Genomic DNA, 20,445 nt, shown 5'->3' on the forward strand with positions numbered 1-20,445 from the left:
AAGGCGCGTCAGGCCTGTCTGCCCCGTGGCAATTTATCCCGCGTGACCAGCTCGGCGAACTGACGGGCCGTCAGGGCCTTGGCGAACAGCCAGCCCTGGCCGTACTTCACGCCCTCACCAAGCAGCAGCAGTGCCTGGTCTTCACGCTCGATACCTTCGGCGATCACCCGCAGATGCAGGTCGTGGGCCATGCGGATGATATGCGGTGCCACGCCGCTGCTGGCGGCATCGTGGCCCAGCGCATCGATGAATGCCTTGTCGATTTTCAGGCAATCCACGGGCAAGGTCTGGAGATAGGCCAGGCTGCAGTAGCCCGTACCGAAATCGTCGATCAGCACCTGATGGCCCTGGGCGCGCAGTGCTTGCAGGTTTTCGCGCGCCACCACCACATCGATCAGGCCGCGCTCGGTCACCTCGAAGGCGATCTGCCTAGGGGCCACCCGGTGCAGCGCCAGCAAGCGCGCCGCCACTTCCCCAACACGCGGAACCATCACGTCGCACGCCGCCAGGTTCACCGAGATGTACAGCATGGGCCGTGAGCGCAACAGTGGGCCAAGTTGTTCGAGGACGCGTCGCAGGACGAAGTCGGTGATCTCACGGATCTGCCCGGTATTCTCGGCCAGCGGGATGAACAGCTCAGGGCTGGTCAAGCTGCCATCGGGCCGACGCCAACGCACCAATGCCTCGGCACCCACACAGCGCCTGCTGTCGAGCTCGAAAATCGGCTGGTAAAGCACTTGCAACTGGCCACGACTCAGCGCCTGCTGCAGCTCCGAGCTCATGGAGCGTCGCTGTTGCGCCAGCTGCAAGACCAGCCAGCCGATGCAACAAGCACCCAGTACGCTGCCTGGAAACAGCAGCCACAGAGCGCCATTCATGCGCAGGGGGAGACTTGCGCGTGGTGCGATCAGAACCAACTGGTAATCAGGAGACTTGGTGGGCATGCGATAGATCAGACGGTCGCTGAACTCCAGCAGCGTTTTGTGGCTGGTCGACCACACAGAAGGCGGTGGCCACACTTGGGGCGGGCCCAGTACCGGGATCGCCCGGGCACCGTTATCCAGCACGACCAACAAGCTGCCGCCCGGGGGCAAATCCACCACGTCGGTCAGGTGCCCGCGGGACGTTGACACCAGAAACCGGCCACGCCCCAGCATCAGCGCGGCAAGGTTTTCGTCGGGCTCGGTGGTGGTATTGAGCCAATAGCTGTAGACCGGCCCCTTGATATCTGGCGGGCGCAGCGGCACGAAAGCCCGCTCGTCACCTCGGTTCGAACACGCGACATCACCGTCGACATAGGCCGCCTCGTAGATGAACCGTGAACTCAACCCGATCTGCTGCAAGGCCGTCAGCATGGCGGGGCCGCAGCCACGCAAAGGCTGCGTCTCCAACAAGTCCACGCCTTCGCGCAACTGCCCGAACACCTGCTCGAGTCGCTCCAGAAAACGCTCGCCCTGAGCATTCATCTGTTCGCTTTCACTTTGTTTCATCTGCTGCAACGCAATGGCGATGCTGGCGGTCAGCAACAAGGCGGCACTGGCGATTGCCGCCAAAGCGGCAAGCATCCAGGGACGGTAGAAAAATTGGCGCAAGGCCGTCAGGCGATCAGGCATCGAAGGCATCCAGTTGATTACCAAGGTATAGCAACTCAATGGACAATTACCTTTGCCGTTTAGCGCTTCGCTTGGGCGAGGACCAAACTGCCAGCCGTCAACGCTTTACGGCATGCGGTTGAGCACCTCGAGCATGGCGGCCGTCTGCGCATCGGGCTGGCCGTCGAAGCGTTGAGGTCGAAAGCGCATCTGGAACGCCGCGATCACGTGCCGCGTCTGGACATCGGGCACGCCCGTCTGCTCGACGGCATAGCCAAACCGGGCGAGGGCCTGCTGGTACCACCCAATAGTAGGGGGATTGACCTCAAAATAGGCCTGCTGGCGAGCCACGGCAGAGGCGTCAGGCCAAACGCCCAGGCCGGCGTCGGCCAGGCGTTTCCACGGGAACAGCGGGCCGGGGTCCTGCTTGCGCAGTGGCGCGATGTCGCTGTGGCCAATAATGTGCCGTGGTTCGATGCCGTTACGCTTGACGATGTCCTTGAGCAGCGCGATCAGCGACTGGATCTGCGCTTCGCTGTAGGGGTGCCATACCCGCCCGGCAGGCGTATCGGTAAAGCCAGCATTGACGATCTCGATGCCGATGGACGATGAGTTCAACCAGGTTCTGCCCTGCCACTGGCTATCGCCAGCGTGCCAGGCTCGCCTGCTTTCATCCACCAACTGGTAGACAGTGGCGGGGCCATCACCGATCAGGTAGTGGCTGCTGACCTCGCCGTGGGTCAGCAACGCCAACGAGCGCTCCAGCGAAGCATTGGTATAGTGCAGCACCACGAACTGAATGCGGTTGTCGTGGTTGGCTGACGGGTGGCTGCGGTCAATGCGCAAGCCCGTCGAACAACCAGCGACAGTCAGCAGCAGTAAGGTGATCAGTGTTTTTTTCAGCGTGGAAAGCACGGCAGTGGCCTCAGCGAATGAGCGCTACAGTATAACGGTCTCCCCGCATCTGCGCTCGCCCTTGCCAGGCCCCGGTCAGTTCTGCTCCACGCAATTGCGCCCCCGTTGCTTGGCACGGTAAAGCGCTGCGTCGGCACGCTTGAGCACCTGATCGGCCACCTCGCCGGGCCTGAAGGCGCTCAGGCCGATGGACGTGGACACTACCACCCGCTCTCCCTTGAAGTGAAACGGGCAGGCCTCTACGGCAAGGCGCATTGTTTCGACGACCTGTAATGCGTCCGCCGGCGAGGTGTCGGGCAGCAGCAACACGAACTCCTCGCCCCCGAAGCGGGCAATGAAATCCTGGCCCCGCAGCCGTTTGCGCAACTGATCGGCCACGATCTTCAATACCTTGTCGCCGGCCAGATGCCCGTAGCCATCGTTGATCTGCTTGAAATGATCCAGGTCCAGAATCGCCATGGCCAGGTCGCCGCCGTTTTCCTGCCAGCGCTGCATTTCGCGCTCTACCTGCTCGCTCCAGGCCGCACGATTGGGCAGGCCGGTCAGTGGGTCGAGCAACGCCTTTTGCCGCTGCTCCTCCAGGTGCTCACGATAACCCAACGCTTCCTGCTCCATGCTGGCCACGCGCTCGGACAGGCCCTGCAGGCGCCCAGCCAGCGCCTGCTCGCGGCGGTCGCGCTCGTGCTGGTGCTGGTCCATTGTCATCAGCAAGCCCTCGAGCCGGCTTTCGAGCAGGTGCTTCAAGCTCGATACGTCTGCGGCGCCCTGCATGTCGGTTTGCAGCCCGTCCACCTGTTCACGCAATTGCGTGTCCAGCTGGCGTGCTGCACTGCTGTTGTCGGCGTGACCGGCACTGGCGGCCTGCAAGTGGCCGTGGAAACCTTCGAGCCGTTCATTGAGCAATTGCAGATAGGTTTCGAACTCATGCTGGCCACTGTCGGTGATCGCCAGCAGCAACACGGCAAGATCATCCAGTACAGGAATCAACTCGTACCAGTTCATACCGCGCGCCACCCGTTCGCGCATCGCCTGCGCCTGCGCCTTGTGGCGATCTGGCAGGCTCAGGTCATCCAATAGACCGAGCAGCGTCTGCTCGATATGGGCGGCAACCTGACTGTAGGGCGGCTCGACTGCGTAGGGCAGCGCATAGGCGTCTTGATCAGACAGCGGCACATCAGTCAGAGGGGGCGGGCCATCATCCGCTTCAGTTCGCAATGGCGTATCCATTGCCATGGGAGGTGCCGGGGGAATGGGTGGCGGCTCGACACCCGGCACGTGTTCAGACTCGATCAGCGACGGGGACGCATCGTTGCCTTCATGCCCATCGTGGTGAGACAGAAGAGATACTTCCTGTACCAGGGGTTGCGCGGCAACAGGGGCGGGGCCCGTCACCTGCTCGCTGGCGGCCTCGACAGGCGCCGGTTCATCGCGGCCTTTGAACAATCGCTGCAGAAAGCCGCCCCGCGATCCGCCTTCGGGCCTGTCCAGCGCGGCCAGCGCACGCCCTTGCAGACCACTGAGTTCCCCCAGCAGTGGCGGCAGATCACGAGACTGGGTAACGCCGGCCTCCAGCCGCTTGGCAAGCTTCTTCAAGGGCCTTGAGACATCGCTGCTCAACGGCAGGCCTTGCAACTGATCGACGAGCGCCGTCAGCGCATCGCCCACTTGGTGCATGCGGGTTTCGCGGCGCTGCTCAGACTCCAGTACGGCTTTTTCAAGACGGGGGATCAGGCCGGCAAGCCCGGCATCCATATTGTCACTGCGAATGACCTCGCGCATTTCCTTCATGCACTGGTCGACGACCTTGTCGCTGCCCTCGGCGGCCAACGTACTGCGAACCAGGCCTCGACGCAGCAAGTCCAGGCGCGCTTCCCAGCGACGTTCGAGCTTCTCCTGTTGCTCAATGCTTATCAGGTATTTTTCTTTCCAGCGCTCGGCTTCTTCGGTCATGCCTGTGTCCGCACGGGTGATACAACTGGGGCTGTCTGATACACACTGTCGGCGCGCGCCCGGGACACTTGAAGGCAAGCGAGGCGTCAGTTGATTCAGCTCAAGGCCGGCAGCGTATCCACAGTCAATGCATCAGGCAATCGGATCTCGACGGCCACGGGAAGATGATCGGAAATCGGCTGGGCCAGCACCTCGACCCTTTCCAGGGTAAGGCTCGGGCTGAGCAGGATGTGGTCCAGGCAGCGCTGTGGTCGCCAACTGGGGAAGGTGGCCTCCACCTGGGGCGCGATCAGGCCAAGGTCGCGCAAGGGTGAGTGCTCGAGCAGGTCGGTGGCATGGGTGTTCATGTCCCCCATCAACACCTGATGGCGGTACCCGCCGATCAGTTCGCGTATGTAGGCCAGCTGCAGTGCGCGGGTCTTGGCGCCCAATGCCAGGTGCATCATGACCACGATCAGCGCGTCCTCACCCTCGCCGAAGCGCACCAGGATAGCCCCGCGCCCTGCTGGGCCAGGCAGTGGGTGATCTTCGAGCTGATGAGGCTTCAGACGGCTCAGTACGCCATTGCTGTGCTGGGCGAAGCGCCCAAGGTTGCGATTGAGCTGTTGGTACCAGTAGGGGAAGGCACCCAGTTGGGCCAGATGCTCGACCTGGTTGACATAGCCCGAGCGCATGCTGCCCCCATCCGCCTCTTGCAGGGCCACTAGGTCGAAGTCCCCAAGCAACTTACCGATTTTCTGCAAGTTGCTGGCTCGGCCAGTGTGCGGCAACAGGTGCTGCCAGCTGCGCGTCAGGTAATGCCGATAACGCTCGGTACTGATGCCTACCTGGATATTGAAGCTAAGCAGCCGCAGACGACCATCTTCCGGCAAACCGGGGGCTTGCAGGTGATGCTCGTTGACCTGCGGCTGGGGCAGGGCAACGCCGCGCGTGGCCCGTAGGCGAGGCATGGGTGCGCTGCCTACTTGGCAGCGCGCTCCTTGTCGATCAACTGGTCGGCCACGTTGAGGACACCCTCTGGCCCACCAGCGGTGCCCAGGTCGAAGCGGTACTTACCGTTAACCACCATGCTGGGAACGCCAGTGATTTCATATTTCTTGGCCAGTTCTTTCGCCTGGTTGACCTGTCCCTTGATGGCGAAGGAGTTGTAGGTAGCCAGGAACTTGGCCTTGTCCACACCTTGCGTTGCCAGGAAATCGGCCATGTCTTTTGGGCTTGTCAGACGCTTGCGCTGGTTTTGAATGGCGTCGAATACCGCCGCGTGCACCTTGTGCTCGACGCCCATCGCTTCCAGGGTCAGGAACATCTGGCCATGGGCATCCCAAGGGCCACCGAACATGGCCGGCACACGCTTGAAGTTGACATCCTTGGGCAGCTTGTCGACCCAAGGGTTGATGACAGGCTCGAAGTGATAGCAATGCGGGCAGCCATACCAGAACAACTCGACCACTTCGATCTTGCCAGGCACGGAAACCGGAACCGGGTTGCTCAGCTCGACATATTCCTTGCCGGCTACAGGCTCTGCGGCCTGGACGGAAGTCATACCAAGTACGCTGGCAGCGACCAGCGCAGCGCTGAGAATCAGTTTACGCATGCTTTACTCCTGAGCAGTCATGGGTCGCCACGGCACGACCTGGATTGAGACAGGCCGGGGAGGGCTCTAGTTCTGTAGTGTAACGGCTGCGGGCAAAAAAAAGGGCAGCCGCGCCGCCCTTTCATCTTTGGCTTGCAACATTAACCCGGCATTAATGCAGGCCCTGGATGTAGCTGGCCAAGGCCTCGATGTCATGGTTACTGAGCTTCCCGGCGATGGTGCGCATGGTCATGGCATCCCCATCATTGGTGCGGTTGCCTTCACGGAAGTCGGTGAGCTGCTTGCTCACGTACTGGGCATGCTGCCCACTCAGGTGAGGGAACCCGGCCAGTGCGATACCTGCCCCGTCAGGCGAGTGGCAGCCCGTGCAGGCCGGCATGCCCTTGTCCAGGTCGCCACCGTTGAACAGCGCACGCCCACGCTCGACCAGCGCAGGGTCGGCTGCACCCACGCTGCCTTTCTGGCTGGCGAAATAGGCCGCGATGTCGGCCAGGTCCTGGTCGTTGAAGCCGGCCAGCATGCCGGTCATCTCCAGCACGACGCGTTTGCCAGACTTGATGTCGTGCATTTGTTTTTCGAGGTAGCGCTGGCCTTGACCTGCCAGTTTGGGGAAGTTCGGTGCCAGGCTATTGCCATCTGGGTTGTGGCAGGCCCCGCAGACGGCCGTCTTGGCCTGACCTGCGGCGGCATCGCCTTTGACGGGCTGCGCAGCAGTGGCCGCACCTGCGACACCCAGGCTCAACAGCAGACTCACGACTAGTTTGTTCATCAGCTAATCCAACACGGCTAGGGGTGAAATGTTATGTATCGGGACTGCCATTCATCCAAAGGATGACCAGACGGTAGTCCTCGGCACTGCAGTCCATGCACAATCCACGCGGCGGCATAGCCTTGAAACCCTGAGCATTGTGCCGTGCCGAGCTATTCATGCATTGCGCCAGATCAGGATTCGGGTTGCCCGATCGCCCATCTGGGCTCATGGAGCAGGCGTTCGATGTACCCCCCGCACACACGCGGTTGTACAACACCTCGGAATCCTGTGTAGCCTGTGCGCTGAAAACCGGCAGGAACAGACCGACAGCAAGCGGCCATTGCGTATTGCGCCATGACGTTCAGGGTTGGGGGCCGCGCTGCGTTCTAATGCGCAAGCTCATGTTCGACACCCCATGCTCGCCCCCCAAAGCCGGGAGAATGAGCACACAAAAACTGGGGCATTATATACTTCCGCCACCCAAACGGAAACGACACCGCTTGCCAGGCCCCGCTCGACAGGGGCTGGCATCACCACATCGGATATCCCATGCAAGTCAAGAACCCCATCCTCGGCCTGTGCCAGAAAGCCAAATTCGCCCTCAGCGCTGCCAAGGTCGAACAATGCCCGGACGATCAGGGTTACGAGGTGGCCTTCGCCGGCCGCTCCAACGCCGGCAAATCCAGCGCACTGAACACGCTGACCCATGCCAGCCTGGCCCGTACCTCGAAAACACCCGGCCGTACCCAGTTGCTGAACTTCTTCAGCCTGGATGACGAACGCCGCCTGGTCGACCTGCCAGGCTACGGCTACGCCAAGGTGCCCATCCCCCTCAAGCAGCACTGGCAGCGCCACCTGGAAGCTTACCTGGGTAGCCGCGAATGCCTGCGTGGCGTGATCTTGATGATGGATGTCCGCCACCCGATGACGGACTTCGACAAAATGATGCTCGATTGGGCCAAGGCCAGCGGCATGCCCATGCACATCCTGCTGACCAAGGCCGACAAGCTCACCCACGGCGCCGCCAAGAACACCTTGCTCAAGGTGCAATCGGAGATCAGGAAAGGCTGGGGCGAAGGCGTGACCATCCAACTGTTCTCGGCCCCCAAGCGCCTGGGCCTTGAAGACGCCTACCGCGTGCTGGCCGACTGGATGGCGCTCGAAGACAAGCCTGCCGCCTGAGGGCGAAGGCCCGCATCAGGCAAATTTCAGGCAAAAAAAACCCCGGACTTCGTATGGGGAGGGGGAAGTTCGGGGTCCAAGCCCGGACCGCTAGGGCGGGGTCCGGATATCTGCCAACACTTAACACAACATAGGAGCATCGAACGGCTTCACCAGCCATTCAGGTACTCTGAGTTGCAGTTCACTGCTTTAGTTCCTGGGGCCTGGAACTATTTGCCGCAGTTTCATGAAACAGCTGGACACAGGCCGGGGCGCCTGTAACGACAAATCGCCACACAACGCCCCTTTGCCCCGTGCAATCAGTGGGCTTCGTCCCAGTTCGCGCCTACACCGGCCTCGACCAGCAGCGGCACATCCAGCTGCGCCGCCTGGCTCATATGCTTTCGAATTTCATCTTTCACCAGGTCCACGAGGTCTTCGCGCACCTCGAGAACAAGTTCGTCGTGCACCTGCAGGATCACCCGCGCATCCAGTGCGCTTTCGGTCAGCCAGTTGTCCACGTTGACCATGGCACGCTTGATGATATCGGCGGCCGTGCCTTGCATCGGCGCGTTGATCGCCGTGCGCTCGGCTCCCCGGCGCAAGGCTGGGTTCTTGGCGTTGATATCAGGCAGGTAGAGCCTGCGACCGAACAAGGTTTCCACGAACCCCTGCTCTGCGGCCTGGGCACGGGTACGTTCCATGTAGGCCAGCACCCCTGGATAGCGGGTGAAGTAACGATCGATGTAGTCCTGGGACTGCTTGCGGTCCACCCCGATCTGCTTGGCCAGGCCAAAAGCGCTCATGCCGTAGATCAGCCCGAAGTTGATCGCCTTGGCGCTGCGCCGCTGGTCATGGGTAACCTGTTCGAGCGCGACGCCGAATACTTCCGCTGCCGTCGCACGGTGCACGTCCAGATCGTTTTGGAAGGCGTGCAGCAAGCCTTCGTCCTTGGCCAGGTGCGCCATGATGCGCAGCTCGATCTGGGAGTAGTCGGCGGCCAGCAGCTTGTAGCCAGGGCTTGCGATGAAGGCCTGGCGGATTCGCCGGCCTTCGGCCGTACGGATCGGAATGTTCTGCAGGTTCGGGTCACTGGACGAAAGACGGCCAGTGGCCGCCACTGCCTGCTGGTACGACGTGTGGATGCGACCCGTGCGCGGGTTGATCTGCCCTGGCAGCTTGTCGGTGTAAGTGCTCTTGAGCTTGCTCAGGCTGCGGTACTGCATCAGCACTTCAGGCAGTGGATACCCTTGTTCGGCCAGCTCGTCCAGTACGGCTTCTGCCGTCGATGGCTGGCCCTTGGCCGTCTTGCTGATCACCGGCATGCCCAGCTTGTCGTACAGGATCGCGCCCAGCTGCTTGGGCGAACCCAGGTTGAATTCCTCCCCCGCCAGTTCGAAGGCCCGCTGCTCCAGCTCGGCCATCTTCACACCCAGCTCGCCGCTCTGGACGTGCAACAGCGCCGCATCGACCAACGCGCCCTGGCGCTCGATCTTGGCCAGCACCGGCACCAGCGGCATTTCGATGTCCATGAGCACCGGCTGCACACTGGGCGTCTTGGCCATGTGCGCCTGCAACGCCTGGTGCAGGCGCAGGGTGATGTCGGCATCTTCGGCCGCATAGGGGCCGGCCTTGTCCAGATGAATCTGGTTGAAGGTCAGCTGCTTGGCACCTTTGCCCGCAATGTCCTCGAAAGCGATGGTGGTGTGCCCAAGGTACTTTTGCGCCAGGCTGTCCATGTCGTGCCGCGTGCCCGTCGAGTTGAACACGTACGATTCGAGCATGGTGTCATAGGCCACACCCCGCACCTGGATCGCGGGCGAACCATTGGCAAGGATGTTGATGTCGTACTTGGCGTTCTGGCCCACCTTGGCTTTTGCCGGATCCTCCAGCAGGGGCTTGAGCGCAAGCAGGACGGCCTCACGATCCAACTGGACAGGGGCGCCTTCGTAGTCGTGCATCAAAGGGACGTAGGCCGCTTCATGGGGCTCGACGGCAAAGGAAATCCCTACCAGCTGGGCGCGCTGGGCATCAAGGCCGGTGGTTTCGGTATCGAACGCGAACAGCGGTGCCTGGCGCAGCTTCTCGAGCCAGGCGTCGAAGCGTTCTTGATCAAGGATGGTTTCATAGCGGGCTTCGACCATGGCCGCCGGGGCCTCCACCGGGGGCAGTTGGTCCCCCTCCCGAGCCGCATCGCGCTGCAGGTCGGCAATCCAGCTCTTGAACTCCATTTCGGTGTACAGCGCCAGCAGCGCCTCGCGGTCCGGTTCGCCGCACACCAGTGCATCGACTTCGATGTCCAGCGGCACGTCGATCTTGATGGTAGCCAGCTCGTAGGACATGAAAGCCGCATCCCGGTGCTCTTCAAGCTTGGCGGGCAGGCTCTTGGCGCCACGGATAGGCAGCGCAGGCACCTTGTCCAGGTTCGCGTACAGGTCGCTGAGCCCCCCGCCGATCCCGGTCAACAGCCCGACGGCAGTCTTTTCGCCCACGCCTGGCACACCTGGGATGTTATCGACCTTGTCGCCCATCAGCGCCAGGAAGTCGATGATGTGCTCGGGGCCGACCCCAAATTTCTCGTGCACGCCAGCCACGTCCAGCACGCTACCGGTCATGGTATTGACCAGGGTAATGTGCCCGTCGACCAGCTGCGCCATGTCCTTGTCGCCGGTAGAAATGATGACCGGGCGGTTCAGCGCCGCGCTGCTACGGGCCAAGGTACCGATGACATCGTCAGCCTCGACGCCTTCGACGCACAACAGTGGGTAGCCCATGGCCTTGACGCTGGCATGCAGCGGCTCGATCTGCACCCGCAGATCGTCCGGCATGCTGGGGCGGTTGGCCTTGTAGTCGGCGAACAGGGTGTCGCGGAACGTGCCGCCCTTGGCGTCGAACACCACGGCGAACAAGCTGTCCGGGTACTGCCTGCGCAGGCTCTTGAGCATGTTGAGCACACCCTTCACCGCACCGGTCGGCATACCCTTGGACGTGGTCAGCGGGGGCAGGGCATGGAAGGCGCGATAAAGGTAGGAGGAACCGTCCACGAGGACGAGGGGCGCTTGGCTCATGAGCAGAATCAACCTTTTCGACGGGTCCGGCGCTAGAATAGCCAGAATCATTGACGACAAAGGGACTAGGTTATCATGCGTACACTCAATCGCCTGTTACTGCTCTGCCTAATGGCAGGTCTGCCCGTCGTCACCTTGGCGGCGGATGACGCGCCCTCGGCCGATCCCGAGGTGACCATTCGCACGGAAGGCGACAAGACCATCCAGGAATATCGCCAAAACGGCTTCCTGTATGCGATCAAGATCACGCCCAAACATGGCAAGCCTTACTTTCTGGTACGCGCCGATGGCTCCGATGGCAATTTCATTCGTTCCGACCAGCCGGACATGCTGATTCCGTCCTGGAAGATCTTCGAGTGGTAATCTGACGCGCACCGTTCACATCAACCCGGCACTTCGGCCAGAAGTGCCCGCATGGGCAATCTTTCATCATGTCAGTCTTCACCCCCGTGACCCGGCCTGAGCTGGAAACCTTTCTGGCACCTTACGAGCTGGGTCGTCTGCTCGATTTCCAGGGTATCGCCGCCGGCACCGAGAACAGCAATTTCTTCGTCAGCCTCGAACAGGGGGAGTTCGTGCTGACGCTGATCGAGCGTGGGCCCAGCGAGGACATGCCGTTCTTCATCGAGTTGCTCGATACCCTGCACACGGCCCGGATGCCAGTGCCCTACGCCATTCGTGACCGTAACGGCCATGGCCTGCGCGAACTGTGCGGCAAGCCGGCGCTGCTGCAACCCAGGCTCTCGGGCAAACATATCAAGGCGCCCAATGCCCAGCATTGTGCCCAGGTCGGTGAACTGCTGGCACACATTCACCTGGCCACCCACGAACACATCATCGAGCGCCGCACGGACCGAGGCCTTGAGTGGATGCTGGCCGCCGGGGCCGAACTGCTGCCGCGCCTGAACGCCGAGCAGGCCAGCCTGCTGCAACCGGCGCTGGATGAAATCGCCGCCTACCAGGCGCAGATCCTGGCATTGCCCCGGGCCAACCTGCATGCCGACCTGTTCCGCGACAACGTGATGTTCGAAGGCACCCACTTGTCTGGGGTCATCGACTTCTACAATGCCTGCTCGGGGCCGATGCTGTACGACATTGCCATTACCCTGAACGACTGGTGCCTGGATGCACAGGCCGGCATCGATGTACCCCGCGCCCAGGCTTTGCTTGCCGCCTACGCCGCATTGCGGCCATTCACGGCAGCCGAAGCTGAACTCTGGCCGCAGATGTTGCGCGTTGCCTGCGTGCGGTTCTGGCTGTCTCGCCTGATCGCGGCAGAGTCCTTCGCCGGCATGGACGTGATGATCCACGACCCAAGCGAATTCGAAGTGCGCCTGGCGCAGCGCCAGCAGGTGGCCGTGAAGCTGCCGTTCGCCCTCTGACCCGAACCCTGTCGGCAGGCCCTGCGTCTGCCCATGGGAATCAGGCGCTGCCCAGGCGGCGCTCAACCCAGGCATGCCGCCACCTCATACCATTACAACTGCTCCAGGCAGCTCGCCAGGTCGCTTCCTAGCTTGTCGAGCAAGCGCTCGTAGCCTTGTGCATTTACCGGATCGGTGCCGCCAAGGGCATCGAGCTCGGCCAGGCGCACCGGCAAACCGGCTGTCAGGGTTTCGGCCAGCCGAGGGCGCAAGGGCGGCTCGCTGAAGACACACGTCTTGCCCACTTCCTGCAGCCGCTTGCGCATGGCGGCCACGTGTTGAGCGCCGGGCTGCACTTCGGAGGCCACACTGAACACGCCAGTGTGCTTGAGGCCATATTCAGCTTCGAAATAATCGAAGGCCTCGTGGAACACGAAGTACGGCTTGCCGGCCACGCCTGCTACCCGTGCCTTGATACGGGCGTCGAGCGCGTCCAGGCGTTGGGTGAACGCCGCCAGGTTACGCTTGTAGCGGTCGGCATTGGCAGGGTCCGCGCTGGCGAGATCGGCGGCCATCTTTCCAGCGATCACCCGGGCGTTCACCGAAGACAACCACAAGTGCGCATCGAGGCTGCCCGGGCGGTGGTCATGGTCATGGTCGTCATGGTCTTCGTCATGGGAATGGCTGTCTTCACCGAAGTGACGCAGCTTCATGCCCGGCAGCGACTGTACCGCGACGGTCGGCTTGCTGCGGTTACCCAGCACCCTTGGCAGGAAGCCTTCCATGTCCGGGCCGATCCAGTACAGCAAATCCGCATCCGCGACCCTGCGCACGTCCGAGGGACGCAATGCGTAATGATGAGGCGAGGCGCCTGGCGGCAACAGCACTTCAGGGCTGCCGACACCGTCCTGCACAGCAGCGGCGATCTGTTGCAGTGGCTTGATGCTGGTCAGCACACGCACGTCGGCGTGGGCGGAAAATGCGATGAAAGCGACAAACAGGGTAAGGAATCGGGCCACGGTAGGTACTCGAATCGTCAGAAACAGGTAACATAATAACGTCTCCATCCAGAATCGTCGCTGCCCATGTCCATTACGCCGCTGGCCAACCGTCCCCATGACCATTCCCATTGCGTGCACAGCGCCCTGGCCGAAGCCGACGCCTTGTGCGCCCGTCAGGGTCTGCGCCTGACGGCGCTGCGTCGCCGGGTACTGGAGCTGGTGTGGCAGAGCCACAAACCGCTGGGCGCCTACGACATCCTGGCGGTGCTCAGCGAACAGGATGGTCGTCGCGCGGCGCCGCCCACGGTGTACCGCGCGCTGGACTTCCTCCTGGAAAACGGCCTCGTGCACCGCATCGCCTCGCTGAACGCCTTCATCGGTTGTAGCCATCCCGAGCATTCGCACCAGGGGCAGTTTCTGATTTGCCGGCTGTGCCATATCGCCATTGAACTGGAGCAGGCGAGTATCAGCGATGCCATCGTCGGCAGCGCCAGGCACGTGGGTTTTACGGTCGAGAACCAGACCGTCGAAGTCGTGGGCGTGTGCAGCAACTGCAAGGACGCGGCATGAGCGACGCGCTGATCCGGCTGGAGCAGGTCGGCGTCACCTATGGCGGCGAGGCCGTGCTCGACAGCATTGACCTGGCAGTCGCGCCGGGCCAGATCGTCACCCTGATCGGGCCCAATGGGGCGGGCAAGACCACATTGGTCCGCGCCGTGCTGGGGCTGCTAAAGCCACACCGCGGCTCGGTATGGCGCAAACCCCGGCTGCGCATTGGCTACATGCCGCAAAAAATCCAGGTCGACGCCACGCTGCCATTGTCGGTGCTGCGCTTTCTGCGACTGGTGCCCGGCGTGGATCGCGTGGCGGCCCTGTCAGCGCTTCAGCAGGTCGGCGCCGAGCACGTGATCGACAGCCCGATCCAGACTGTGTCCGGGGGTGAAATGCAACGCGTGCTGCTGGCCCGTGCACTGCTGCGAGAGCCGCAGTTGCTGGTGCTGGACGAGCCGGTCCAAGGCGTTGACGTGGTAGGGCAGACCGAGCTTTACAACCTCATCACCCGACTGCGTGACCGCCTGGGTTGCGGCGTGTTGATGGTTTCCCACGACCTGCATCTGGTCATGAGTGCGACCGACCAGGTGGTGTGCCTGAACCGCCATGTGTGCTGCTCCGGTCATCCCGAGCAGGTCAGCGGTGACCCGGCATTCGTCGAACTGTTCGGCCAGACCGCACCGAGCCTGGCCATTTATCACCATCATCATGACCACAGCCACGACCTGCACGGTTCGGTGGTCGCCCCATCCCCCCATGTCCACGGAGCGCACTGCAAGCATGGCTGATTTTCTTCTCTACGCCCTGCTCGCTGGTCTGTCCCTCGCGCTGGTAGCTGGCCCTCTTGGCTCGTTCGTCGTCTGGCGGCGCATGGCCTATTTTGGCGACACCCTGTCCCATGCCGCCTTGCTGGGCGTGGCCCTGGGCTTCGTGCTGGATGTCAGCCCCACGTTGGCCGTCACCGTGGGCTGCCTGTTGCTGGCGATTCTGCTGGTGACCTTGCAGCAACGCCAGCCTCTGGCATCCGACACGCTACTGGGCATCCTGGCGCCCAGTACCTTGTCCTTGGGTCTGGTGGTGCTGAGCTTCATGCACGACGTGCGCATCGACCTGATGGCTTACCTGTTCGGGGATCTGCTGGCCATCAGCCCGACCGATCTTGCCTGGATCTTGGGCGGTAGCGCCCTGGTACTCGTACTGATCGCCGTCTTGTGGCGCCCTTTGCTCGCCGTCACCGTCCACGAAGAACTGGCAACGGTCGAAGGGCTACCGGTTGCAACCTTGCGCATGGCGCTGATGCTGCTCATTGCCGTGGTCATTGCGGTGGCCATGAAGATCGTCGGCGTCTTGCTGATCACTTCTTTATTGATCATTCCGGCGGCAGGCGCACAGCGGCATGCGCGCTCTCCGGAGCAGATGGCCGTAGGCGCCAGCGTCATAGGCGTAGTCGCGGTCTGCGGCGGGCTGGCTTTGTCATGGTTCAAGGACACCCCTGCCGGCCCATCCATTGTGGTGTGCGCTGCGGTGCTATTCTTGCTGAGTCTGGCCCTGCCCAAACGGTGAGCGAAAGGCTTACAAGGCCTGCCTTGCAACCTTCGGCGCAGTTAAGGGTCTGTAAGACCAGTTTTCGAGCGTGCGCACCTGGGTGTAGACTTGCTCGCTTTTTGCGCAAATAGAGAGCCGCAGGAATGAAGCCGTTTGCCTCCCGTTGTCTGCTTGTTGGCGTATTTTCCCTGTTCCTCGCCGCGTGCTCCCAAGCACCGGTCGAACAGGCCAACACGCCTGCCCAGCCTGATGCATGGCAGCAATTGCAACAAAATATCGCCAGCAACGAGCTGGCCACCGCAGAAGACCAACTGGTCTCCCTGCAAGCGCAGTCGCCTGGCGACGGCCGCATCGAACAATACCAGCGCGAGCTGGCCGAAGCTTACCTGCAACGCAGTCAGATCATGCTGCAGAAGGGTGACGTGAACGCGGCGGTCACAGCCTTGGCGCGCGCGCGCGCACTCATGCCACAGGCTCCGGCGGTTACTGGCGGTGATGCCGTTTCACAAGCGCGCAAGGCCGAGCTGGCCAAGGCCGAAGCCGCACTCAAGGCTGCCGAAGCCAAGCCCAGGGCTCGAGTGATCGACCCCAGTGCGCCCAGCACGGTCATTGCGTTGGAAACCACCAACATCCAAGCCATGCGCCAGCAACTCGATGACATTGCCGCCGACGTGGTCAACTATGGTTGCGATGTGGTGTTCCAGGTGCCACGCAGCGCGGATGCGCCGTGGCTGAAGAAATTATTGGCCAAGCGTGTTCGCAAGATCGACAGCACCTTCGAGCTGAAACAGAAGCACGATATCCAGCGCGCGCTGCCTGCTCAGGTGGTGCTGGTTCCCCACCAGCGCTAAGCCAGTGAACAGGGGCTGCGAGGCAGCCCCTGATACACCGGGATTTAAGCAGGAACCGCTTCGGCAGCCGCTTCACGCTCCCACACGCGATGCCCTTCCACTGCCTTGACGAACGCGTCCATGGCCTTCTGGTCGTCGCCGGTCAGCAGACCTTTGTCTTCCTTCAGACCCAACGTTGCCAGCAGTTCCTGAGTCAGCACCATCGCCTTGAGGTGCTTGTAGCCCTCAAGCAGGAAGTGCTTGGCCAGGCCACTGGCCGCCATGGCATCGGTGGACGCCTTGCCAGCGGGTACGACGATGCCATCGAACATGATCGACGGCATACCTTCCATCGATGCATCCACCGGCAGTTGCGTACCGTCGGCGGCCTTCACAGGCGCGGAGGTCGGGCCCAGCAGCATGGGGCGAGCACTCTGCGCTTCCAGAGCCTTGACCATCTTGTCGACACTGGCAGCATCTACGCCGTTGGCGATCAGTACAGCGATCTTGCGACCCTTGATCCCAACCTTGCCCGGGTGGTTCATCTGGCTTAAGGCTGGCGATTCGGCCAGCTGGCTGCCCTTGACCTTGACGGTACCGGCTTTAGGGGCTGGCAGGCCTAGGTTTTCGGCCACGGCGGCTGCCAGCTTCAGGTCGATGTTGGCGAGAATTTCATTCACCTGGCGGGCGCGGATGTGCTCACGCTCGACCTTGCCCAATTCGAAGCTGTAGGCCTTGATGATGTGCTGCTGTTCGGTCGGGCTCATGCTCTGGAAGAACAGGCGCGCCTGGGAGAAGTGGTCACCGAACGAATCGCTGCGCTGGCGAATCTTGTGCGCATCGACGCGTTCCTGATAGGTCTCGAAACCGCCATCGCGGGGGCCGGGCGGGGTTTCCTTCGGCCAGCCACCATCGATGGAGTTGGGCTCGTAGGCGGCGCGGCCCTTGTGCACGATATGCTGGTGCATCGCGTCGCGCTGGTTGTTGTGGTTCGGCGCGACCGGGCGATTGATCGGGATCTGGTGGAAGTTCGGGCCACCCAGGCGGCTGATCTGGGTATCGGTGTAGGAGAACAGGCGACCTTGCAGCAACGGGTCATTGGTAAAGTCGATGCCCGGCACGATGTGGCCTGGGCAGAATGCAATCTGCTCGACCTCGGAGAAGAAGTTGTCCGGGTTGCGGTTGAGCACCATCTTGCCCAGTGGCGTGACCGGTACCAGCTCTTCGGGGATGATCTTGGTCGGGTCCAGCAGGTCGAAGTCGAACTTGTGCTCGTCGGCCTCAGGCACGATCTGCACGCCCAGTTCCCATTCCGGGTAATCGCCGGTTTCGATGGCTTCCCACAGGTCACGACGGTGATAGTCGGTGTCCTTGCCCGCCAGCTTTTGCGCCTCGTCCCACAGTACGGAGTGCACGCCCTCGCTGGGCTTCCAGTGGAACTTGACGAAGTGGGCCACGCCTTCGGCGTTGACCAGGCGGAAGGTGTGCACGCCGAAGCCTTCCATCATGCGCAGGCTGCGCGGAATGGCACGGTCGGACATGGCCCAGACGACCATGTGCGCCGATTCAGGCACCAGCGAGACGAAGTCCCAGAAGGTGTCGTGAGCCGAACCGCCGGTAGGGATCTCATTGTGCGGCTCGGGCTTGACGGCGTGTACGAAGTCCGGGAACTTGATCGCGTCTTGGATGAAGAACACCGGCATGTTGTTGCCGACCAGGTCGAAGTTGCCTTCATCGGTGTAGAACTTCACGGCAAAGCCGCGCACGTCACGTACCGTGTCACCAGAGCCGCGCGGCCCCTGTACGGTGGAGAAGCGTACGAATACCGGGGTGATCTTTTCCGGGTCTTGCAGGAAGCCGGCCTTGGTCAGTTCGGCGTGGCAGCCATAGCTCTGGAAATAACCGTGGGCACCGGTGCCTCGTGCGTGGACGATACGCTCCGGGATGCGCTCATGGTCAAAATGGGTGATCTTCTCGCGCATGATGAAGTCTTCAAGCAGCGAGGGGCCGCGGTCGCCGGCCTTCAAGGTGTTCTGGTTGTCCGAGATGCGCACACCCTGGTTGGTGCGCAGCGCCTGCCCGGTGGCATCGCTGCGGTCTGCTTCCAGGCTCTGCAGCTTGGCATTGGTATTGGCCCGATCCGGGGTCTGGGTACCTGCGGCCTCGCTGTGCTTCGGCGCATCCTTGTTCTTGCTGGGCATGGTTGGCTTTCCTCATCAGTCTTCAGGCGCCCGATCGGGCTTGTCCAGCTAGTGACTCGGGCAGAGGCGCGAGCGTTCCATCGGGATGACCAGCTGTCGCCATATAGCGTTCAGATTGGTCAGAAGCAAAATAAATGCTAAGAACAGCGGTTATAAAAGGCTAAAATGCGGCCCCCAGCCCACCGCTGAATCAATTTCCATGCGCCCCACAAGGTTCGCTACGTGATCGAGTTCCAACAGGTACACAAGACTTACCGCGTTGCCGGTAGAGAAATTCCCGCACTGAATCCCACGACCCTGACGATCGAGGATGGCCAGGTGTTCGGCCTGATCGGCCATTCCGGGGCCGGCAAGAGCACCATGCTGCGCCTGATCAATCGCCTGGAAGAGCCTTCCGGCGGCAAGATCATTGTCGACGGTGAAGAAGTGACCGCATTCAATGCCACCCAATTGCGCGGCTTTCGCCAACAGGTCGGCATGATTTTCCAGCATTTCAACCTGCTGGCTTCCAAGACCGTTGCAGACAACGTCGCTCTGCCGCTCACCCTTGCTGGCCAATTGTCGCGCGCCGAGATTGACAAACGCGTGGTCGAGCTTCTGGCCCGGGTCGGTCTGTCGGACCATGCTCGCAAGTACCCTGCACAGTTGTCGGGCGGTCAGAAGCAGCGCGTCGGCATTGCCCGTGCCTTGTCGACCAACCCGAAGATCCTGTTGTGTGATGAGGCGACCAGCGCCCTGGACCCGCAGACCACCGCCTCGGTACTGCAGCTACTGGCCGAGATCAACCGGGAGCTGAAACTCACCATCGTGCTGATTACCCACGAAATGGACGTGATCCGCCGCGTCTGCGACCGGGTAGCAGTGATGGACGCCGGTCAGATCGTCGAGCAAGGCTCGGTGGCGGATGTGTTCCTGCACCCGCAGCACCCCACCACCAAGCGCTTCGTGCAGGAAGACGATCACGTCGATGAAGGCGAACAGCGCGACGACTTCGCCCATGTGCCAGGCCGCATCGTACGCCTGACCTTCCAGGGCGAAGCCACCTACGCGCCGCTGCTGGGTACCGTTGCCCGTGAGACCGGCGTGGACTACAGCATCCTTGCCGGGCGTATCGATCGCATCAAGGACGTCCCCTACGGTCAGCTCACGCTTGCCCTGATCGGCGGCGACATGCAAGCGGCCTTTGCCCGCTTCAAGGCCGCGGATGTTCATATGGAGGTACTGCGTTGATGGACGCCTTGAGTTTCTTTGCCAACGTCGACTGGGCCGAAATCTGGCTGGCAACCGTCGATACCCTGATCATGCTGTTCGGCTCGCTGTTCTTCACCGTGCTGCTGGGCCTACCGCTGGGCGTGCTGCTGTTTCTGTGCGGTCCGCGCCAGATGTTCGAACAAAAGGGCGTGTACGCCTTGCTGTCGCTAGTGGTCAACGTGCTGCGTTCGCTGCCGTTCATCATCCTGTTGATCGTGATGATCCCCATCACCGTGCTGATCACCGGCACGTCGCTGGGCGTGGCGGGTGCGATTCCGCCCTTGGTAGTGGGTGCCACGCCATTCTTCGCCCGCCTGGTCGAAACCGCTCTGCGCGAAGTGGATCGCGGCATCATCGAAGCCACACAGTCCATGGGTGCCACCACGCGCCAGATCATCACCAGCGCCCTGTTGCCCGAGGCCCGGCCAGGGATCTTCGCCGCGATCACCGTCACGGCCATCACGCTGGTTTCCTATACCGCGATGGCCGGTGTCGTGGGTGCGGGTGGTCTGGGGGACCTGGCGATTCGTTTCGGCTACCAGCGTTTCCAGACTGACGTCATGGTCGTGACCGTGGTGCTGTTGCTGGTGCTGGTGCAGGTCCTGCAAAGTGTCGGCGACCGGCTGGTTGTGCATTTTTCCCGTAAGTAACCCCAATGGGGTCGGCTCGGCCG

The 20,445-nt window shown here is 62.0% G+C and carries 19 protein-coding genes; 9 read left to right on the forward strand and 10 right to left on the reverse strand.

The genetic code is table 11. The features are described from left to right. Positions 1-8: 8 nt before the first annotated feature. The 7 genes from ACF8E5_RS06255 to ACF8E5_RS06285 all read right to left on the reverse strand — a co-directional run bounded on the left by ACF8E5_RS06255 (position 9) and on the right by ACF8E5_RS06285 (position 7,118). The gene (locus tag ACF8E5_RS06255; protein WP_058603692.1) at positions 9-1,613 is read right to left on the reverse strand and encodes an EAL domain-containing protein; all 1,605 of its coding nucleotides are present in this window, start codon (positions 1,611-1,613) and stop codon (positions 9-11) included. A gap of 105 nt (positions 1,614-1,718) precedes the next feature. Then, on the reverse strand, positions 1,719-2,507 hold the full coding sequence (locus ACF8E5_RS06260) for an N-acetylmuramoyl-L-alanine amidase (RefSeq protein ID WP_058638706.1): 789 nt from the start codon (positions 2,505-2,507) through the stop codon (positions 1,719-1,721). Between the two features lie 75 nt (positions 2,508-2,582). After that, entirely contained in the window at positions 2,583-4,457 is a 1,875-nt protein-coding gene (locus tag ACF8E5_RS06265) for a GGDEF domain-containing protein (protein WP_058638707.1), read from the reverse strand. Between the two features lie 95 nt (positions 4,458-4,552). After that, complete coding sequence (locus tag ACF8E5_RS06270) at positions 4,553-5,407, reverse strand: endonuclease/exonuclease/phosphatase family protein (RefSeq protein ID WP_023532864.1); 855 nt, start codon at positions 5,405-5,407, stop codon at positions 4,553-4,555. Positions 5,408-5,418: 11 nt separating this feature from the next. Beyond that, a complete protein-coding gene (gene dsbA / locus ACF8E5_RS06275; RefSeq protein WP_058638708.1) occupies positions 5,419-6,051 on the reverse strand; it encodes a thiol:disulfide interchange protein DsbA in 633 nt (210 codons plus the stop codon). A gap of 151 nt (positions 6,052-6,202) precedes the next feature. After that, the gene (locus ACF8E5_RS06280) at positions 6,203-6,820 is read right to left on the reverse strand and encodes a cytochrome c (protein ID WP_023532830.1); all 618 of its coding nucleotides are present in this window, start codon (positions 6,818-6,820) and stop codon (positions 6,203-6,205) included. 31 nt (positions 6,821-6,851) lie between these two features. Continuing rightward, a complete protein-coding gene (locus ACF8E5_RS06285; RefSeq protein ID WP_232105823.1) occupies positions 6,852-7,118 on the reverse strand; it encodes a cytochrome c5 family protein in 267 nt (88 codons plus the stop codon). A 233-nt stretch (positions 7,119-7,351) separates the two neighbouring features. On the opposite strand from ACF8E5_RS06285, the gene yihA reads away from it, so the two are divergent. Next, a complete protein-coding gene (yihA, locus tag ACF8E5_RS06290; protein WP_058603688.1) occupies positions 7,352-7,984 on the forward strand; it encodes a ribosome biogenesis GTP-binding protein YihA/YsxC in 633 nt (210 codons plus the stop codon). Between the two features lie 299 nt (positions 7,985-8,283). Here yihA and polA read toward each other — a convergent pair whose 3' ends face one another. After that, positions 8,284-11,031, reverse strand: a complete 2,748-nt coding sequence (gene polA / locus ACF8E5_RS06295) for a DNA polymerase I (protein WP_078477784.1) — start codon at positions 11,029-11,031, stop codon at positions 8,284-8,286. A 75-nt stretch (positions 11,032-11,106) separates the two neighbouring features. Here polA and ACF8E5_RS06300 point away from each other — a divergent pair, with 75 nt between their 5' ends. Then, the gene (locus ACF8E5_RS06300) at positions 11,107-11,394 is read left to right on the forward strand and encodes a DUF2782 domain-containing protein (protein ID WP_027913237.1); all 288 of its coding nucleotides are present in this window, start codon (positions 11,107-11,109) and stop codon (positions 11,392-11,394) included. A gap of 68 nt (positions 11,395-11,462) precedes the next feature. Next, positions 11,463-12,413 carry a homoserine kinase gene (locus tag ACF8E5_RS06305; RefSeq protein WP_196185291.1) on the forward strand — a complete coding sequence of 317 codons (951 nt, stop codon included), beginning with the start codon at positions 11,463-11,465 and terminating at the stop codon, positions 12,411-12,413. 92 nt (positions 12,414-12,505) lie between these two features. On the opposite strand, the gene ACF8E5_RS06310 is transcribed toward ACF8E5_RS06305, so the two are convergent. After that, on the reverse strand, positions 12,506-13,459 hold the full coding sequence (locus tag ACF8E5_RS06310) for a zinc ABC transporter substrate-binding protein (protein ID WP_230379073.1): 954 nt from the start codon (positions 13,457-13,459) through the stop codon (positions 12,506-12,508). Between the two features lie 18 nt (positions 13,460-13,477). Here ACF8E5_RS06310 and zur point away from each other — a divergent pair, with 18 nt between their 5' ends. The 4 genes from zur to ACF8E5_RS06330 all read left to right on the forward strand — a co-directional run bounded on the left by zur (position 13,478) and on the right by ACF8E5_RS06330 (position 16,341). After that, positions 13,478-13,963, forward strand: a complete 486-nt coding sequence (gene zur, locus ACF8E5_RS06315; RefSeq protein ID WP_058603684.1) for a zinc uptake transcriptional repressor Zur — start codon at positions 13,478-13,480, stop codon at positions 13,961-13,963. Beyond that, a complete protein-coding gene (gene znuC / locus ACF8E5_RS06320) occupies positions 13,960-14,733 on the forward strand; it encodes a zinc ABC transporter ATP-binding protein ZnuC (RefSeq protein ID WP_078477781.1) in 774 nt (257 codons plus the stop codon). The genes zur and znuC overlap by 4 nt, the downstream gene beginning before the upstream one ends. Continuing rightward, positions 14,726-15,508 (forward strand): zinc ABC transporter permease subunit ZnuB, encoded by a 783-nt coding sequence (gene znuB / locus ACF8E5_RS06325; protein WP_182138451.1) that lies wholly within the window; start codon positions 14,726-14,728, stop codon positions 15,506-15,508. The genes znuC and znuB overlap by 8 nt, the downstream gene beginning before the upstream one ends. A gap of 125 nt (positions 15,509-15,633) precedes the next feature. Continuing rightward, the gene (locus ACF8E5_RS06330; protein WP_392475039.1) at positions 15,634-16,341 is read left to right on the forward strand and encodes a PA5502 family lipoprotein; all 708 of its coding nucleotides are present in this window, start codon (positions 15,634-15,636) and stop codon (positions 16,339-16,341) included. 44 nt (positions 16,342-16,385) lie between these two features. On the opposite strand, the gene katE is transcribed toward ACF8E5_RS06330, so the two are convergent. After that, positions 16,386-18,521, reverse strand: a complete 2,136-nt coding sequence (gene katE, locus ACF8E5_RS06335; protein ID WP_027913244.1) for a catalase HPII — start codon at positions 18,519-18,521, stop codon at positions 16,386-16,388. A gap of 222 nt (positions 18,522-18,743) precedes the next feature. On the opposite strand from katE, the gene ACF8E5_RS06340 reads away from it, so the two are divergent. After that, the gene (locus ACF8E5_RS06340) at positions 18,744-19,751 is read left to right on the forward strand and encodes a methionine ABC transporter ATP-binding protein (protein ID WP_100850549.1); all 1,008 of its coding nucleotides are present in this window, start codon (positions 18,744-18,746) and stop codon (positions 19,749-19,751) included. Continuing rightward, positions 19,751-20,422: a methionine ABC transporter permease gene (locus tag ACF8E5_RS06345; RefSeq protein WP_058603678.1), complete on the forward strand. Its 672-nt coding sequence runs from the start codon at positions 19,751-19,753 to the stop codon at positions 20,420-20,422. Before ACF8E5_RS06340 ends, ACF8E5_RS06345 begins: the two co-directional genes overlap by 1 nt. Positions 20,423-20,445: the final 23 nt, after the last annotated feature.

This window comes from Pseudomonas sp. WSY_20 (assembly GCF_043104335.1).
Lineage (GTDB): Bacteria > Pseudomonadota > Gammaproteobacteria > Pseudomonadales > Pseudomonadaceae > Aquipseudomonas > Aquipseudomonas parafulva_B.

Bases quoted from the DNA above. Each gene is read 5' to 3' on its own strand.
- ACF8E5_RS06330 (WP_392475039.1), top strand. From the start codon at position 15,634: ATGAAGCCGTTTGCCTCCCGTTGTCTGCTTGTTGGCGTATTTTCCCTG.
- ACF8E5_RS06310 (WP_230379073.1), bottom strand. From the start codon at position 13,459: ATGGAGACGTTATTATGTTACCTGTTTCTGACGATTCGAGTACCTACC.
- ACF8E5_RS06345 (WP_058603678.1), top strand. From the start codon at position 19,751: ATGGACGCCTTGAGTTTCTTTGCCAACGTCGACTGGGCCGAAATCTGG.
- polA (WP_078477784.1), bottom strand. From the start codon at position 11,031: ATGAGCCAAGCGCCCCTCGTCCTCGTGGACGGTTCCTCCTACCTTTAT.
- yihA (WP_058603688.1), top strand. From the start codon at position 7,352: ATGCAAGTCAAGAACCCCATCCTCGGCCTGTGCCAGAAAGCCAAATTC.
- znuC (WP_078477781.1), top strand. From the start codon at position 13,960: ATGAGCGACGCGCTGATCCGGCTGGAGCAGGTCGGCGTCACCTATGGC.
- ACF8E5_RS06305 (WP_196185291.1), top strand. From the start codon at position 11,463: ATGTCAGTCTTCACCCCCGTGACCCGGCCTGAGCTGGAAACCTTTCTG.
- znuB (WP_182138451.1), top strand. From the start codon at position 14,726: ATGGCTGATTTTCTTCTCTACGCCCTGCTCGCTGGTCTGTCCCTCGCG.
- dsbA (WP_058638708.1), bottom strand. From the start codon at position 6,051: ATGCGTAAACTGATTCTCAGCGCTGCGCTGGTCGCTGCCAGCGTACTT.
- ACF8E5_RS06300 (WP_027913237.1), top strand. From the start codon at position 11,107: ATGCGTACACTCAATCGCCTGTTACTGCTCTGCCTAATGGCAGGTCTG.
- ACF8E5_RS06265 (WP_058638707.1), bottom strand. From the start codon at position 4,457: ATGACCGAAGAAGCCGAGCGCTGGAAAGAAAAATACCTGATAAGCATT.
- zur (WP_058603684.1), top strand. From the start codon at position 13,478: ATGTCCATTACGCCGCTGGCCAACCGTCCCCATGACCATTCCCATTGC.
- ACF8E5_RS06280 (WP_023532830.1), bottom strand. From the start codon at position 6,820: ATGAACAAACTAGTCGTGAGTCTGCTGTTGAGCCTGGGTGTCGCAGGT.
- ACF8E5_RS06255 (WP_058603692.1), bottom strand. From the start codon at position 1,613: ATGCCTGATCGCCTGACGGCCTTGCGCCAATTTTTCTACCGTCCCTGG.
- katE (WP_027913244.1), bottom strand. From the start codon at position 18,521: ATGCCCAGCAAGAACAAGGATGCGCCGAAGCACAGCGAGGCCGCAGGT.
- ACF8E5_RS06270 (WP_023532864.1), bottom strand. From the start codon at position 5,407: ATGCCTCGCCTACGGGCCACGCGCGGCGTTGCCCTGCCCCAGCCGCAG.